The sequence below is a fragment of the Peptidiphaga gingivicola genome (assembly GCF_001652275.1).
Classification (GTDB): domain Bacteria; phylum Actinomycetota; class Actinomycetes; order Actinomycetales; family Actinomycetaceae; genus Peptidiphaga; species Peptidiphaga gingivicola.
In genome coordinates this window covers 1,667,925-1,683,266 of record NZ_LVZK01000001.1, presented here as the reverse complement: position 1 = coordinate 1,683,266, position 15,342 = coordinate 1,667,925, and the positions used below count along the sequence as shown (strand labels likewise).

The following is a 15,342-nucleotide window of genomic DNA, read 5'->3' as shown; positions in this document are numbered from 1 at the left end:
GCAACAGTCTATTCCGAGAAATTTCGGTTTTGCCGCCGATTTCTCATACCCTAGGTCAGAAAAATGCAATACTTTCGACGGAGACCTTAACCTACCGCGGGATGATTCACGATCGGCCCGCCGTCGTCGCAAACCGACTGCGGGCGACGCGTCCAGGCGCCGCGCGCCGAAGCCAGCCGCCTACCGCAACGCGAGATCGGCGAACGGTCCGCAGGCTTGAAAACGCCGACAGTGAGGGACCGTCAACCGGAAAATTCGGTGCGGCGCAGCCGCCGCTCGTTCGAACCGGCGCCGCGCCTGGAGAGCTCGACGAGGTCGGCGAGATCGTCGGTTCCCGCCCGCACCTGACAGCCGGAAAGTCCGTCAAGAAGGCCGTCGGCGAAAGCCGCGGCTATCTCGACGGAGAGGGCGACGTCGGTCCATTCCGTGCGCCCGGCATGCATCGCCATGCCCGCCGTCATATCCGTGCGAACGACTCCGGGAGCGAGCTCCAAGACGGCTATCCCGCGTTCGCGGCCGGCCTCGGCCAGGCAGCCGCCCAGCCGCATGAGCGCCGTCTTCGAGACGCAGTATCCCGATGCCTCCGCATTGTCCTTGACCGCTGCGCCGGAGGAAATGTCGAGGATGCGCCCGCCGCCGGCCTCGATCATTGCGGGGACGGCCCTGCGCTGGATGAGAAAGGGCGCGCGCACGTTGACCTGCTGCGTGCGCCACCACTCCTGCGGGTCGGCTTCCCACGGAAGGGCCTCGCCGCCGAAGACGCCCGCGCAGTTGACGACCATGTCGACAGGGCCGTCGGCGAGGACGACGTCGAGCATCGCTTCGACGTCTCGCACCTTGGATAGGTCGGCCCCCACCGTGCACACCCGCGCGCCGCGAGCCTCGCATTCGCCCGCGGCCGCCGTGAGGTCCGGAACCTTTCGCGCCACGAGCACGAGCTTGCGGCCGGGGGCGGCCAGCCCCTCGGCGAGGGCGCGGCCGATGCCCCGGGAAGCCCCGGTGACGAGGATCCGTTCGCTCGCCCTCACGCTCTCAGCTCCGCCCCGCTCTTGCGCGCCGCCTTGACGATGCGCTTGCGAACGCCCGCCGTCTCTTCGGCGGTCAAGGTGTGATCGCTTCGGAAGCGAAGCGCGAAAGCGAGAGATTTCTTGCCCTTGCCCACTTGGTCGCCCGTGTAGACGTCGAAGAGCACCGCGCTTTCGAGCAAGTCTCCGGCGGCCTTGCGTATGACGTTCTCGACCTGAGCGGCCGTGACGTCGGAGTCGACGACGAGGGCGATGTCCTCTTTCGCCGCCGGGGCGGTGGTCACCGGCTTCACCTCGAGCGGCGCGAGGCTCGACGTCGCCTTGCCGCTCTCTGCGCCCGTGAGAGCGTCCATGTCGACTTCGAAGGCGACCGATCGGGCTGGCAGCCCCCACGCCTTGCACACGGCGGGCGCGAGTTCGCCGGCGTAGCCGACGGTCCGCCCGTCTTTCGACTGGATGCGTGCGCACCGGCCGGGATGCCAGGGCGCGCACTCGGCCGCTTCGGCAACCGCGTCGACCCCGGCGCAGGCTGCGACGCTGAAGGCTGCCTCAATCGCGTCCCTCCAGTCCCAAGGTTCGGGCGCGTAGCCGTAGGCGGCCGGCGCCTTCGGACCGCAGGCGACGCCGGCGACGTGATGCGGCTGGGAGGGGATCGCGCAGTGGAGGGCTTTCAATTCGTCGTCGCTCGGCCGTGCGCCGACGCCCGCCGGGGCGGCGGGAACGAGGTTTTCGGGCCGTGTGACGAGCCCCTGCTCGAAAACCGCGACGGACGGATTGGAGCGGGAGACGTTCAGGCGGGCGGTCTCCAGCAGGGAATCGAGGATCGAGCTGCGCAGGTACGGCGCATCCTCCTGCAGCGGATTGGCGAGGCGGAGCAGACGACGGCGCTCGTCGCCCGCGGCGATTCCCTGCCGTTCGAGCGCGTCCGCCGAGATGAACGGATAGGATAGCACTTGGACCCAGCCCTGCTCGGCGAGGGTCCGCGCCGCGTCCCGCCGCGCCCGCTGAACCGCCGTGATCCCGCGGCCCACGTTCGCGCGGGGCAGCCGAACGGGAATCTCGTCGTAGCCGACGAGCCGGGCAACCTCCTCGACGAAATGGGCGGGGCCGATAAGATCGGGCCGCCACGTCGGCGGCGTGACCCGCACTGTCTTCTCCCCGCCCGTCGAAGCGCCGTTCTTAGATTTTTCGGCGATAAGTTCTTCAGCATCGGATTCTTCGGCGGCGCCAGAGCCACCGCCAGAGCCATTGCCCGCGGGCGCAGGGCGGTCGGCGTTCGATTCGCCAGATGCGCCGGAGGCTCCGTCCCCGAGGACTTCGACCTCGCAGCCGATCTCCCTAAGGACGTCAATGATGCGCTCGTCGGAAAGGTCAAGTCCGGTCAGCCGCTCCACCTCCGACAGCCGGAAATCTTGCGCTTCGGGCGCAGGGAAATTCCGCAGGTCGAAAACCTCGTCGCCGACCGTGCCTCCGCCGTACTTGACGAGCAAATCCACCACATTCTGGGCGGCCACCGGCGGCAGTTCGGGGTCGGCGCCGCGTTCGAAGCGCTTGGACGCCTCGCTCGCCAGCTTGTGGCGGCGGGCCGACCTCGCGATGGAGACCGGATCGAAATGCGCGGCCTCGATTAGCACGTTGACGGTTTCGTCTGTGATCTCGGTGTCCGCGCCACCCATGACGCCGGCTATTCCAAGGACGCGCTCGGCGCCGTCGTCGGTGATGAGAAGGTCCTCGGGGTCGAGGGTGCGTTCGACGTCGTCGAGCGTCGTGTGCCTCTCCCCCGCCCTCGCGCGGCGAACGACGATCGGCCCGCGCATTTTGTCGAGGTCGTAGGCGTGCAGAGGCTGGCCGAGGTCGAGCATGACGTAGTTCGTCGCGTCCACGGCCAGGGAAATCGGCCGCATTCCCGCGGCCGTCAATCTGTCGCGCAGCCACTTGGGGCTCTCGGCCTTCGGGTCGATCCCCCTGACGATGCGCGTGACGAAGCGGTCGCATCCGACGTTGCCGTGGATCGGGGAGCCGTCGCGCACCTCGACGGCGAATCCGTTCTCCGTGTCCGAAGGGATCGAATCCGCGGTTTCCCCGGGATCGAGGAAGTTTTGACGGCTTTCGGGCAGTCCCCGGTCGGTGAACGCGCCGCCAGTCGAATGGTGATACTCCCGCGCCACGCCCCGCATGGAGAAACAATATCCGCGGTCGGGGGTGATGTTGATTTCCAGCGTCTCCCCGCCGATTCCTAGGTAGGGCAGAACGTCGCAGCCGACGCCGGGAAGCTTCTTGACGGCCTCGTCGTCGCCCGCGGCGGCGAGGCCGATGATTCCGTCGTGGTCCTCGCCCAGCCCGAGCTCGAGCGCCGAACAGATCATCCCGTCGGAAAGATGCCCGTACGTTTTGCGCGCCGAGATGGCGAATCCTCCGGGAAGAACCGCCCCGGGCAGCGAGACGACCACGTAGTCGCCGACGTCGAAGTTGTGCGCGCCGCAGATGATTCCGCGCGAGGGAAGGTCACTCGGCTCCTTGCCTGTTCCGGGGGCGTCGTTGTGCTCGCCGACGTCGACCCGGCAGTAGTTGACGACCTTGCCGTTCTTCTGCTTTTCGGGGCTGCGGGCAAGCACTTTGCCGACGACGACGGGCCCAGTCACCTCCGCCGAGTGGATCGTCTCCTCTTCCAGGCCGACTTTGACGAGCGCCGCAGCCAGTTCCTGAGCCGTCAGGCCCTCGGGAATCTCAACGTGCTCGGCGAGCCATTGCGTGGGTACGAGCGGCATCTCAACTGCCCCTTCCTGTGGTTCCGAACTGGAGGGAGAAGCGCACGTCTCCCTCGACCATGTCGCGCATGTCGGCGATTCCGTGGCGGAACATGAGGGTGCGCTCCAAGCCCATGCCGAAGGCGAAGCCGGTGTATTCGTCGGGGTCGATCCCGGCGTTGCGCAGAACCTCCGGGTTGACCATGCCGCAGCCTCCCCATTCGATCCACCCGGCGCCTCCCTTCTTTTGCGGGAACCACAGGTCCATCTCTGCGCTCGGCTCGGTGAACGGGAAAAACGAGGGCCGCAGGCGCGTTTTGGCCTCGGGGCCGAACATTGCCCGGGCGAAATGGTCAAGCGTGCCCTTGAGGTGGGCCATCGTCAGGCCTTTGTCCACGGCCAAGCCCTCCACCTGGTGGAAGACGGGGGTGTGCGTCGCGTCCAGCGCATCTGTTCGAAAGACCTTGCCCGGGCAGGCGATGTACAGCGGGGCGCCGCGCTCGAGCATCTCGCGCCCCTGCACGGGCGACGTGTGCGTGCGCAGCACGAGGCCGGGTTGGGCTTCGACGTCACCCGTCCCGTCAGCCGCACCCGCGTCCGGGGCGCCCGCGACATCGGCCGCTGCGCCTTCGACGGTCTGGACGCCCGAAACGTAGAAGGTGTCCTGCATCTGGCGAGCCGGATGGTCGGGTCCGAAGTTCAGGGCGTCGAAATTGAACCACTCGTGCTCAACCTCGGGGCCCTCGGCGATCTCCCATCCCATGCCGATGAAAAAGTCGGCGACGTCCTCTACGAGCACGGTGAGCGGATGGCGGGCCCCCCGCGGATTGCGGCGCGTGGGGACGGTGACGTCGACTTTCTCCCTTTCCAGAGCGGCCGCGGCCTCTTCGGCCTCGAGTCTGGCCGTCGCCTCGGCCAACGCGGCCTGAATCTGTTTGCGCGCCGCGCCCATGAGCTTGCCCGCCACAGGCTTGTCCGCCTTGTCCAATCCCTTGATGAGAGCGTTCGCCTGGGTGACGGGAGCGGCGTCGCCGGAATGGGCGAGCCGGGCCGATTTGAGCTCCTCGAGCGTGGACGCTTCGGCGAACGCCCGCCGGGCCGCCTCGACGGCCGCGGCGACGCCTGCCTCGTCCAACGGGCTGAGAGCTTGTGTGGACATGAGTGCCTTTCCCTAGGTTTCCGCTGAAGATTGTACGTCACGCCTCCCCCGGCGTTCACGCGGCCCGCACGGCAAAGCTGGCGGCGTTTCCTCTATAACGCAGGGAAAGCGGGGGCGGAGGGGACGTCCCCTCCGCCCCCGCTTCTCACCTGTCCGTACCGAATGCCGAGACGGAGCCGCAAAGGCGGCAGGCCCCGCTCTCAAATCGCGGCCGCCTTAGATTCGGCGGCCCTATGAGTACACGAGCACCTGCGTGACGAGCATGACCCCGCCGAAGCCGAGGACGAAGACCACCATCGGCCATACGAACTTCAGCCAGGCCGAGAATTTCATGTCGAGCATTTGCAGCGTCGCCATGACCAGGCCCGTCGGCGCCAAGAAGAGCATCGCGTATTGGCCCCACTGGTAGGCGCAGACGATGATGAAGCGCTCGATTCCCACCGAGTCCCCGAGGGGCGCCATGATCGGCATGGCCAGAACGGCCAGGCCCGAAGAAGACGGCACGACGAAGCCGAGGACGAAGAAGATGAGCATCATCATAATGATGAACACGGGCCCGTTCATGCCCTGAACGAGGTTGGAGGCGCCTTCGAGGAGCGTGTCCGAAATCTTTCCCTCGTTCATAATGGTGTTGATGCCGCGGGCCAGGCCGATGATGAGCGAAACGCCCACCAGGCTGGAGGCGCCGTCCGTGAAAGCGTCGACCAGCTGCTTTTCCTTGAGCCGCTCCTTGCCCGTCGTCACGATGAACATGATGACGATCGTGATCGCCAGGAAGGACGCCGCCATGTCGGGGAACCACCAGCCGAGCTGCATGACTCCGTAGACCATGAGGACGAAGGCCGAGACAAAGAGGATGAGGGTGACCTTCTTGCGCCACGTGAAGTCGCCGGCGGAATCGCCGACGTCGACGGCCCACTGCTTGTTGAACTTCTCCCGATCCTCGTAAGTGAGCGAGGCTTTGGGGTTCTTCTTGATCTTGTTGGCGTACCAGTAGAGGTAGAGGATCACCACGACGCCGCCGACGAGGCAGCCCGCCGCGCGCCACCAGATGCCGTCGGTGAATTGAATTCCCGCGGCGTTGGAGGCGATGACCGAAGAGAACGGGTTGATGGTCGAGAACGTCGTTCCCATCGATCCCGCTAGGAAAATCGCCCCGACGCATATGATCGAGTCGTATCCCAGGGCGATGAAGACGGGGCAGAGGATCGGATAGAAGGCGACGGCCTCCTCCTCCAACCCGCAAGTCGTTCCGCCGACCACCATGAACACGGACACCGCGAAGACCAGGGCGAACTCGCGCCCCTTGGTCTTCTTTGTCAAAGCTAAGAGGCCCGATTCAAAGGCCCCTGCCGCTCTGACGACGCCTATCAAACCTCCTAGGACGAAGATGAACACGATGATGTCGATGGCCTCGATCGTGCCCTTGACCATCGACTTGGTCACGTCTTGGACGCCCGCCGGATGGCCTTTGAGCTCCTTGTACGTTCCTGGAACCGAGACGGGCTTAGTCAGTGCCCCGCTCTCGAATTTCTTGAGGGCGATCTTCACGCCGAGTTTGTCGAGAGTCTCCTGCGTGGCAGGCATTGTGTCGACTTTGCCGCTCGGCTCGGTGATGGAGAACGTGTCTCCTTTGTACTCCAATTTGGAATAGGATCCGGCCTGGACGACGTGCGTCGCCAGGACCGTGAGGATGGTGAGGACGAAAAGAATGGTGAATGCACCGGGGAACGTCCACTTTCCCCTTTTCTTTTTCGTTGTGGTCTCCACAACGTCGTTTGTTGTCGTCGTCGACATGATGAAGTTCCCTTCATGGGCGGTGCGGGCCCAGCAGGCCTGCCGCCGGCCAATCGCCGGCCAACCAGGCGTCAGCCGGCAGCCAAACGGATGGCGGCCAGTCTACCGGCCCGCACCGTGTAGCGACGGACTTTTCGCCGCTACATCGTTATATATGTGCCAGTTCGTCCGGCGAGGGCGTCCTTGGCCCTCACAAGCGAGGTGATGAGGGCCTTGCGCCCCTCACCCCCCTCGACGAAGTTCAAGCACGCCTCGACTTTGGGGAGCATCGACCCCTTGGCGAACTGTTCTTCGTCGATGTGTTTGCGGGCTTCCTCGACGGTCATCGACTCCAGGTCTGTCTGATTGGGTGCGTTGTAGTTCAGGCTGACCCTGTCGACCGCCGTGAGGATGACGAGCAGCTCCGCGCCGATGTCGGAAGCCAGGAGAGCGGCCGAGCGGTCCTTGTCGATGACCGCAGCGACCCCCTTGTACCCGTCGCCGTCTTCGATGACTGGGATTCCGCCGCCGCCGGAGGCGACGACGACGGCGCCCGCGTCAATGAGCGTCTTGACCGTTGCGGCCTCGACGATCGCGGACGGCAAGGGAGAGGGAACGACCCATCTCCAGCCGCGGCCGGCGTCTTCCACGTAGGTGTTTCCGGTCTCGGCCATGAGTTCCTTGGCGCGCTCCTCGCTGAAGAATGCACCGACAGGCTTGGTGGGATTCTGGAAGGCCGGATCTTGCACGTCGACGACGGTCTGCGTGACGACCGAGACGCACTGTTTGTCCGACCCGCGCTTCTTCAACTCCCTCCCGATCGCCTGCTGCAGGTGATAGCCGATGTACCCCTGGGACATCGCGCCGCACTCGGCGAACGGGATGAGCGGCGTTCCGCCGCCCTTGTCCGCGGAGACGTCAGTGGCCACCTTGATCATCCCCACCTGGGGGCCGTTTCCGTGGGTGACCGTGACGTTGTAACCGCCGTCCATCAGGTCGACGATCGCCTCGGCGGCAGCGCCGATCAGCGTGAGTTGCTCCTCGGGGGTCTTTCCTAGCGCGTTTCCTCCGAGGGCAATGACCATGCGCTTGTCTGATTGCATTCATACTCCTTTGTAGGGGCCGGCCCGCGAGGGGCCGGGACTGTTTGTTCACGCCACAGCGGCGCCCCATGCAGCTACGACAGTGTTGCGTACATGACGGCCTTAATGGTGTGCATGCGGTTTTCCGCCTCGTCCATGACCTTGGACTTGGCAGATCTGAAGACCTCGTCGGAGACCTCCATTTCGGTCACGCCGAACTTCTCGGCGATGTCGGCGCCGATCGTCGTGTTCGTGTCGTGGAATGAGGGAAGGCAATGCATGAAGATTGCCTCGGCGTCGGCCTTCGCCATGACCTGCGAGGTCACTCGGTACGGTTCGAGGAGCCTGATGCGCTTCTCCCAAAGCTCGGCCGGCTCGCCCATGGACACCCAGATGTCCGTGTAGACGACGTGCGCGCCGGAGACGGCCTCGTCGACGTCGTCGGTCAATGTGATCGCCGCGCCGGTTTCTTCGGCTATCTCGCGGCACTGGGCGACGAGCGACTCCTCGGGCATGAGGTCCTTCGGGCCGCAGGCGACGAAATGCAGGCCCAGCTTGGAGCAGACGACCATGAGCGAGTTCGCCACGTTGTTTCGGGCGTCGCCCATGAAGACGAACTTCAGGCCCTTGAGGCCGCCCGGGAAGTTCTCCTTGACGGTGAGCATGTCCGCGATCATCTGAGTTGGATGGAACTCGGTGGTCAGGCCGTTCCATACGGGCACCCCGGCGTTCTCGGCAAGCTCTTCGACGATCTTTTGGGCGAAGCCGCGGTACTCGATGCCGTCGTACATTCGCCCCAGAACCTGGGCCGTGTCGGCGATCGACTCCTTCGCCCCCATCTGCGAGCTGCCCGGGTCGAGGTAGGTGACCCCCATGCCGAGGTCCATGCCGGCGACCTCGAAGGCGCAGCGCGTGCGGGTGGAGGTCTTCTCAAACAAAAGAACGATGTTCTTCCCTTCGAGGTACCTGTGTGGCGTTCCAGCGAGTTTGAGGTTCTTGAACTGCTTCGACAAGCGTAGGAGGTAGCGGATCTCATCCGGCGTGTAGTCGAGCAGCTTGAGGAAGTTGCGTCCGCTGAGGCTGATGGGCATGTCGTTCCTTTCTTTTTCGCATCGTTGCGGTGAGCTCGGTATCGGAACCGACCCCGCGACGCCGATACCGGCGCTCCTCCATAGTCCGTCTAAGTGTGACGCATTTCAAGAGTTATGCCGGTATGAAAGAGAGGCGTACAACCGACTATTTCTAAATTCCACGTCTACATCCTACCTAAACTTTCCGCATCGCGGAACTTTTATTCCACGATGCGGACATGGAAACTTACGGCGAATGCTGGGATAATCGTTGTCGACGGCGTCAACGGAGACCGTCACGGCAACCGAAAAGGGGATGAAGTGTCAGTAGCCCTCTATTACTACACATTGACCGTCCTCTTGGCCAGCATACTCGCGTCCGCGGTTTGCCTCTCCGTCTATCTCGTCAACCGCCAAAAGCCCTACCTGTTCACGACGTTCGCCTTCCTTGTCTATTTCTTCGACGTCGCGCTGGTCCTCAGAACCGACGTCGTCGGCAGAAAATCGGGAAAACTGGCCGTATACGAGATCAACGGGCCGGTCGAATCGGCGCTGCTCGGATCCTGCCTCGTCCTGTTCTTCTGGTGCGCGTGCAGGGAATATCTCGGGTTGGACAGAAGAAAACGGGCGCTGTGGGCGATTCCCCTCTCCTTCCTGGGCGTCAGCTACGCCTCCTTCAATTTCCTGGGCGTCGGCAAGTGGCGCGAGTTTGCCTTTTTCAGCGTGAGGTCGCTTTTCATACTCGCATTGCTCATCGCGATTCTCATTCATTTCCTGAGAACGGACGACCTCGGCGAGCGGCGTCGCCTGCTTCGTCACAGAGGTTTCTATCTTGCCGTCCTCGGCGCAACCGTCGCGACGACGGCATGGAACGTCGTCTTCATCCTCGGCCTGGACTACAGCAACAGCCGCCCGGGAGATCTGTCGTTCCTGCCGGAGCGCAACTTCGCCGAGAATGCCCTTCTTCTTTGCATCGCTTCGTTCGTATGCGTCTCCGCCTACAAAACACTGCGGATGAGGTACGTCGATCCGCCGGCGGGCGTGACCAACCAGCGGGAAGCTTTTGTTTTCCAATCGATCGCGAGCTACTCGAACGTCAACGGCCTGTCGCGCCGCGAAGAGGAGGTGCTGCGGCTCGTCCTGGACGGCAAGGACAACCGGGCGATAGCCGACGAGCTTTTCATTTCGGTGTCCACGGTGAAGGTCCACGTCCACAACATCCTGCACAAGACGTCCATGGGGAACCGCAAGCAGCTGACGCAGGCCTTCTGGAGCAAGATCTGACCGAGCCGCGATATCCGACTGCGCCTTCCGGCCGGTCGACGCGGCAGGAGCTTCAGGCGGTCACTCGACGCGGAGGCCGGCGGCGCCGCTCCATGCGGGAACCTCAACCATGTTGGGAGGGACGAAGCCGAAGACCGGCGCGATCTGCTCCATGAACAGCTCGGCCCATCGACCGTACCAGGCGGAGCTGGGGTGAAACATGTCCGCAGCGTGATGCGTGACGATGTATTCGCGGGTCGACATCGCCTCGGAGACGCCGAAGAGGTCGACCAGCCCACATCCGTGCTTTTTCGCTGCCGCGTCGATTGCGGCCGAGAGCCGCGCGGCCCTCTCGGCGCTCGCCAAAGGCTTGAACGTCGGTATGTTCGCGACGACGGCGGGGCCGGGGAGCTCGCGGCAGACGCGGTCCATGAGGTCGGCGAAATCTTCTACGCTCAGGCGGGAAAGCGAGACGTCGTTGCCGCCGACGTCGAGGGTGACAAGATCTGGAACAATGCGCGCTGCGCCCGCGCGCAGGCCCGCCAGCTGCGGCAACTGCGACGTCAGCACGGATTCGACTGTGCCTCCCGAAAGGGAGACGTTGAGGAGGATGACCCTGCGGCCCAGAGCCGCCTCCAGACCCGCGGCGACCCTTGGAACGTACCCTTCGGCGATCGATGCGGCCCCGAGGCCTTGGGCCGCGGAATCTCCGAGCGCCGCGTAGACGAAGGGCCGAGGCTTCGCCTCGCCTGAGGCCACCAAGGCTCTGCCGCCGGCGGCCGCGCCGTGCAAGGTCGGATCGCCGTTCGCATCGGGCGGCCGCGAATCTGCGCCCGCCGCAAGATCCTCGAGCTCGCGCAGAGATCGAAGAAGATTGAGCTCCCACGCCCTGCGGAAGGGCGAATTCTGCCTGACGGGGGCGCGCATCTTTCGGTAGACCGCGGCAGCGCCCACCGTTGCCGCCGCTTTGACGGCGCGACTTCCACGCATCGTTTCCTCCTGGCTTTCAGCGGCGTCGACGCTCGTCGTCGATTGCCCCGGTTCAATCCGCCCTTTGGGCCATGGCGCTTGCATACGCGCACACGGCCAAGGCGGTGGAGACGTTGAGGGATTCGGCCTTCCCGTAAAGGGGAACCGCCACTCGAGCGTCGACGTCGAAATCGCATCCGGCAAATCCGCGGGCCTCGTTGCCGACGAACCAGAGCGTCCTGCGCCTGAGATCGGGCCCGCTCGGCGCGGCGCCCAGTATCCTCGCCTCGGCCGCCTCCCGGATGAGCACCGGAAGCTCCCACTCCCCCGTTCCCTCGGCCGTGAGGACCTGCAGGCCGGCCTCCCGCGCCCGCGCGGCGAGCTCCGAGGCCTCGACTCCCGCGACGCACGGCACGTGGAAATGGCTTCCAGCCGCCGATCTCATAACCTTGGGCGAATAGAGTTCTGCGCTCGCCTTGCCGACGGCGACGGCGTCGGCCCCGGCGGCGTCCGCCGTTCGAATAATGGTTCCCAGATTTCCGGGGTCGGCGATGTCGAGGGTCGCCACAACCAGCGACGCCTCGCCGAGAAGCGAATTCAGACCGGGCGCCTCCGGCGTAGAAATGACTGCGACCACGCCCTGGGCGTCCGCCGAGAGGTCGCGCATGTCCTGTGCGGCGAGCACGTGAGTCCACACTCCGGCCGCGGAGGCGAGTTCGGCGACGTCGCCGTGCCGTTCGATCGCCTCCTCGGTGACGTAGAGGTCGCGTGCCAGGCCGGAGGCGCAGGCGAGGAGCTCGCGCACGGCCTGCGGCCCTTGGACGAGGGTCTGGCCGTGCCGTGAACGCTGTTCTCGGCGGTGAAGCCTCTGCGCGCGCTGCAGCTGGCTGCGCGTGGCCTCTTTGGTCCGAAGTTTCATAGTCACCCTTTCACGGGAAAAGGCCCCGGACAACAACCGGGGCCTTTCAGCCGAGCCTTGATCAGGCCTGCTTCGGAGCGTTGACGTCCTCCGGAAGGGCCTTCTTGGCCGCGGCGACGACGGCCGCAAACGCCTTGGGGTCGTTGACCGCCATTTCGGCGAGCTGCCGACGGTCGACCTCGATTCCCGCGAGGGTCAGACCCTGGATGAAACGGTTGTACGTCAGCCCTTCGGCGCGGGCGGCGGCGTTGATCCTGGCGATCCACAGCTTGCGGAATTCGCGCTTGCGGGCCTTGCGGTCACGGTAGTTGTATACGAATGAGTGTGTGACCTGCTCCTTCGCCTTCCGATAGAGGCGGGAGCGCTGCCCGCGATAACCCGAGGCGCGCTCGAGTGTGGTGCGGCGCTTCTTGGCGGCGTTGACTGCGCGCTTGACGCGTGCCATGGCTTTCTCCTTCTAGCTTCAGCGGCCCAGCAGGCGCTTGACGGACTTGAGGTTCGCGGCGTCGACCGGCTGATCCATAGCCAGGCGGCGGGTGCGACGGCTGGACTTGTGCTCCAACAGGTGGCGCTTGTTGGCCTGCTCGCGCATGAGCTTGCCGCTCCCTGTCACCCGGAAGCGCTTCTTCGCACCGGAGTGCGTCTTGTTCTTCGGCATTCTTCTTTGCCCCTTGGTTTGGCCGCGCAGGGCGCGCGGCGTTTCTTACATTGGCGCGTGTCAGTCGACGGTCTCGTCGGACCCGACGTCCTCCCGCGCCTCCGACCCGTTCGAACGCGCTGCGCGCTCGGCTTCGCGTGCCTTGCGTGACTCGCGTTCGGCCTCGCGGCGTCGCCGCTGATCGGATTTGGCTTCGGACTTCTTTCTCAGCGGCGCCAGCACCATGGACATGTTGCGCCCTTCGGCGCGCGGCGCCGCTTCAATTGTCGAAAGCTCGGCCAGCTCCTCGGCCAAGCCTCGCAGCAGGCGGACGCCCATTTCGGGGCGGGACTGCTCGCGGCCTTTGAACCGAAGGTCGAACTTCACCTTGTCCCCGCCGGTGAGGAAGCGTTCCGCTTGAGACTTCTTGGTTCTGTAATCGTTTTCGTCGATCTTCAGACCAATGCGAATGGACTTGATGACTGTGTTCGACTGGTTCCGGCGCGCTTCGCGGACTTTCTGGGCCGACTCATACTTAAACTTCCCGTAGTCCATGAGCTTGGCGACGGGCGGGTTCGAGTTCGGCGCGACCTCGACGAGGTCGAGTCCCGCCTCCTGAGCCAGGCGCAGCGCGTCTTCTACGCGGACGACGCCGACCTGCTCGCCTCCCGGGCCGACAAGGCGAACCCTGTCCACATGGATGCGCTCATTAACTCGTGGTTCGTTGTTGATGGCTATTCCTTCATTTCCTCGACGTGCACGCGCACGGAGAACTGCCCGAAGGAAAGGGTCTGGGCCCGATCTGACCCGATTCCTTCCGATCGCGAGATTCGAAGGCATCAGGTGGGAGTGTCTCCACTTGCGTTCCGGCTTGTGCCGGTCGGTCGCCTGAAACTATAACAGAACGGCGGGCCGCGCCGCGAGAAAGCCTCGAGGTTTCGCGCCCCTCACGCGTGTGAGTTTGCGCTCACGGGAACGACCTCGACGACGTCAAGGTGGGCTCGCAGGTACTTGTCGCCCTCCGCGGCTGCGACCACCGCTGCGACCGCGCGGTATGCATCGGCCTCCGATGCTGCGTCGATCGCGACGTACAGCCTGATAATGCCGCTGCGCATCGGCGCGAGACTCACTCGGGCGGCGTGGCCTCCTTCGCTCAGCGCTTTCTCGAAACCCTCGAGGACCCGGGGGCTGTCCCACGGCGCCGCCCATTCTTCCCCGGCGGCGACGGCGGCGACCGCGCTTCGGCCCAGAGCGATGCAGCCTCGCCCGCTCTGGTCTCGCGGGTCGAGGGCGAGGACGCCGGAGAACGTCAACGCCCGCGCCGCGGCGTTCGCGCCCAGCACGGGAATGGGGCGGGCCCCCGGGTAACATGCGGAAAGCCTTTCGGCGCAGGAGAAGACCGGCGTAGCGAAGCGGCCTCCGGGGATTCGGACCGAGAGGGTCGCGGCCTCAGCCGCCGCGTCTGCGGTGGGATCGGGTTCGGATTCGTGGTCCGCGACGCCTCCGCCGTCGGTCCTTCCCGGATGCTCGTGCGGAAGGGCCGGAACCAAGACCCGACCCGAGGCGAGTGCCGCGACAATTCCTTTGAGCGACTCCCCCGGGTCCGGATTCGCCTGGGCAGCGGCCATGTCGGGGCTCATCTCGCCCATGTCCCCGGGAAAAGGATTGGGACGCAACAGCCGCTCCAGCTTTCGGGCGTCGATGCGCCCGGGCCTCGCGGCGCCCGCCTGCAAGCTTGCGGCGCTCTCGCGCGGGGCAACTCCGGCGTCGGCATGCGCGCGTCGGTCCGTCACGGGTTCTTCCCTCCTCCGGGGGCTTCGGCGACCGCGGCCCCTTTTGCGCTCTGCCCGCCTCGCTCGCGGCTCCGCCTTCCCTCCCGGTCCGCAGCTGACTTGGCGCCCTCGTCTCCGGCCAGCCCGGCGCTGTTGCAGCCGGCCGGCCCGGCGTTCTGCTCCCCGGCCGCCTCGATGGCCTGTGCCAGCGTGAACGCCCCCTCATAGAGCGCCTTGCCGACGATCGCCGAATCGACGCCGACGGCGGCGAGCCCGCGCAGGCTGCGGATGTCCTGAAGGCTCGAGACTCCGCCCGAAGCTACGACGGGGGCGCTTGCGGCGGCGGCGACCTCGCGGAGCAGCTCCGTGTTGGGCCCGTTCATCGCGCCGTCGCGCGCCACGTCGGTGACGACGTACCGGGCGCATCCCGCCTCTTCGAGCGCGGGGAGGACGTCCCACAGCCTGCCGACTTCGGCGGATTCGCCCCGCGCCGCGAGAACGTCGCCGCGCACGTCCAGACACGCGGCCACCTGAGAGCCGAAACGCTCGATCGCGCTTGCCGCCCATTCGAGGTCGGCGAGGGCGCCCGTCGCCAGGTTCACCCGCGCGGCGCCGCTGGCGACCGCCGCAAGCAGGCTCTCTTCGTCGCGCACTCCCCCGGACCATTCGACGCGCACCCCGTGCCGCGTCTGGGCCTCCCTCACGATCTCTGTCAGAAGCGCTCGATTCGAGCCGCGCCCGAAGGCCGCGTCGATGTCGGCGAGGTGAATCCACGCGGCGCCGGCCTCGACGAAGTCGGCGACGGCCCGCATCGGGTCGCCGAAGGAGCACGCGGACGAAGCCTCCCCGCGAGTCAATCGCACCGATCGGCCGTCGGCCACGTCGACGGCCGGCAGCAGCTGAAGCGGCAAAGTCATAGGGTT

General features: G+C 65.6%; 14 protein-coding genes. 1 reads left to right on the top strand and 13 read right to left on the bottom strand.

The features are described from left to right. Positions 1-242: 242 nt before the first annotated feature. The 6 genes from A4H34_RS07015 to argF all read right to left on the bottom strand — a co-directional run bounded on the left by A4H34_RS07015 (position 243) and on the right by argF (position 8,880). Positions 243-1,028 carry an SDR family NAD(P)-dependent oxidoreductase gene (locus tag A4H34_RS07015; protein WP_064231497.1) on the bottom strand — a complete coding sequence of 262 codons (786 nt, stop codon included), beginning with the start codon at positions 1,026-1,028 and terminating at the stop codon, positions 243-245. After that, positions 1,025-3,793: a phenylalanine--tRNA ligase subunit beta gene (locus tag A4H34_RS07010; protein WP_064231496.1), complete on the bottom strand. Its 2,769-nt coding sequence runs from the start codon at positions 3,791-3,793 to the stop codon at positions 1,025-1,027. The genes A4H34_RS07015 and A4H34_RS07010 overlap by 4 nt, the downstream gene beginning before the upstream one ends. Before the next feature lies 1 nt (position 3,794). Then, positions 3,795-4,931 carry a phenylalanine--tRNA ligase subunit alpha gene (gene pheS / locus A4H34_RS07005; RefSeq protein WP_009198811.1) on the bottom strand — a complete coding sequence of 379 codons (1,137 nt, stop codon included), beginning with the start codon at positions 4,929-4,931 and terminating at the stop codon, positions 3,795-3,797. 231 nt (positions 4,932-5,162) lie between these two features. After that, a complete protein-coding gene (locus A4H34_RS07000; protein ID WP_009198812.1) occupies positions 5,163-6,728 on the bottom strand; it encodes a YfcC family protein in 1,566 nt (521 codons plus the stop codon). 140 nt (positions 6,729-6,868) lie between these two features. Further along, on the bottom strand, positions 6,869-7,810 hold the full coding sequence (gene arcC / locus A4H34_RS06995) for a carbamate kinase (RefSeq protein ID WP_064231495.1): 942 nt from the start codon (positions 7,808-7,810) through the stop codon (positions 6,869-6,871). Positions 7,811-7,884: 74 nt separating this feature from the next. Then, a complete protein-coding gene (argF, locus tag A4H34_RS06990) occupies positions 7,885-8,880 on the bottom strand; it encodes an ornithine carbamoyltransferase (RefSeq protein WP_064231494.1) in 996 nt (331 codons plus the stop codon). 300 nt (positions 8,881-9,180) lie between these two features. On the opposite strand from argF, the gene A4H34_RS11400 reads away from it, so the two are divergent. After that, on the top strand, positions 9,181-10,143 hold the full coding sequence (locus tag A4H34_RS11400; RefSeq protein ID WP_064231727.1) for a LuxR C-terminal-related transcriptional regulator: 963 nt from the start codon (positions 9,181-9,183) through the stop codon (positions 10,141-10,143). A 60-nt stretch (positions 10,144-10,203) separates the two neighbouring features. Here A4H34_RS11400 and A4H34_RS06980 read toward each other — a convergent pair whose 3' ends face one another. From A4H34_RS06980 to A4H34_RS06950, 7 genes are all read right to left on the bottom strand, one after another. Further along, positions 10,204-11,112 carry an SGNH/GDSL hydrolase family protein gene (locus tag A4H34_RS06980; protein WP_064231493.1) on the bottom strand — a complete coding sequence of 303 codons (909 nt, stop codon included), beginning with the start codon at positions 11,110-11,112 and terminating at the stop codon, positions 10,204-10,206. A 52-nt stretch (positions 11,113-11,164) separates the two neighbouring features. Beyond that, positions 11,165-12,010 carry a TrmH family RNA methyltransferase gene (locus A4H34_RS06975; protein WP_064231492.1) on the bottom strand — a complete coding sequence of 282 codons (846 nt, stop codon included), beginning with the start codon at positions 12,008-12,010 and terminating at the stop codon, positions 11,165-11,167. 61 nt (positions 12,011-12,071) lie between these two features. Further along, entirely contained in the window at positions 12,072-12,455 is a 384-nt protein-coding gene (rplT, locus tag A4H34_RS06970) for a 50S ribosomal protein L20 (protein WP_009198818.1), read from the bottom strand. A gap of 18 nt (positions 12,456-12,473) precedes the next feature. Further along, the gene (rpmI, locus tag A4H34_RS06965; protein WP_009198819.1) at positions 12,474-12,668 is read right to left on the bottom strand and encodes a 50S ribosomal protein L35; all 195 of its coding nucleotides are present in this window, start codon (positions 12,666-12,668) and stop codon (positions 12,474-12,476) included. A 60-nt stretch (positions 12,669-12,728) separates the two neighbouring features. Further along, positions 12,729-13,343, bottom strand: a complete 615-nt coding sequence (gene infC, locus A4H34_RS06960; RefSeq protein ID WP_009198820.1) for a translation initiation factor IF-3 — start codon at positions 13,341-13,343, stop codon at positions 12,729-12,731. Between the two features lie 251 nt (positions 13,344-13,594). Continuing rightward, positions 13,595-14,440, bottom strand: coding sequence for an SseB family protein (locus tag A4H34_RS06955; protein WP_064231491.1), 846 nt, complete (start codon positions 14,438-14,440; stop codon positions 13,595-13,597). Further along, complete coding sequence (locus A4H34_RS06950) at positions 14,437-15,336, bottom strand: HisA/HisF-related TIM barrel protein (RefSeq protein WP_064231490.1); 900 nt, start codon at positions 15,334-15,336, stop codon at positions 14,437-14,439. Before A4H34_RS06950 ends, A4H34_RS06955 begins: the two co-directional genes overlap by 4 nt. Positions 15,337-15,342 lie beyond the last annotated feature (6 nt).

Excerpts from the sequence above, each read along its gene's own strand:
- A4H34_RS07010 (WP_064231496.1), bottom strand. The coding sequence starts at position 3,793 with ATGCCGCTCGTACCCACGCAATGGCTCGCCGAGCACGTTGAGATTCCC.
- pheS (WP_009198811.1), bottom strand. The coding sequence starts at position 4,931 with ATGTCCACACAAGCTCTCAGCCCGTTGGACGAGGCAGGCGTCGCCGCG.
- A4H34_RS07000 (WP_009198812.1), bottom strand. The coding sequence starts at position 6,728 with ATGTCGACGACGACAACAAACGACGTTGTGGAGACCACAACGAAAAAG.
- arcC (WP_064231495.1), bottom strand. The coding sequence starts at position 7,810 with ATGCAATCAGACAAGCGCATGGTCATTGCCCTCGGAGGAAACGCGCTA.
- argF (WP_064231494.1), bottom strand. The coding sequence starts at position 8,880 with ATGCCCATCAGCCTCAGCGGACGCAACTTCCTCAAGCTGCTCGACTAC.
- A4H34_RS06980 (WP_064231493.1), bottom strand. The coding sequence starts at position 11,112 with ATGCGTGGAAGTCGCGCCGTCAAAGCGGCGGCAACGGTGGGCGCTGCC.
- A4H34_RS06975 (WP_064231492.1), bottom strand. The coding sequence starts at position 12,010 with ATGAAACTTCGGACCAAAGAGGCCACGCGCAGCCAGCTGCAGCGCGCG.
- rplT (WP_009198818.1), bottom strand. The coding sequence starts at position 12,455 with ATGGCACGCGTCAAGCGCGCAGTCAACGCCGCCAAGAAGCGCCGCACC.
- rpmI (WP_009198819.1), bottom strand. The coding sequence starts at position 12,668 with ATGCCGAAGAACAAGACGCACTCCGGTGCGAAGAAGCGCTTCCGGGTG.
- A4H34_RS06950 (WP_064231490.1), bottom strand. The coding sequence starts at position 15,336 with ATGACTTTGCCGCTTCAGCTGCTGCCGGCCGTCGACGTGGCCGACGGC.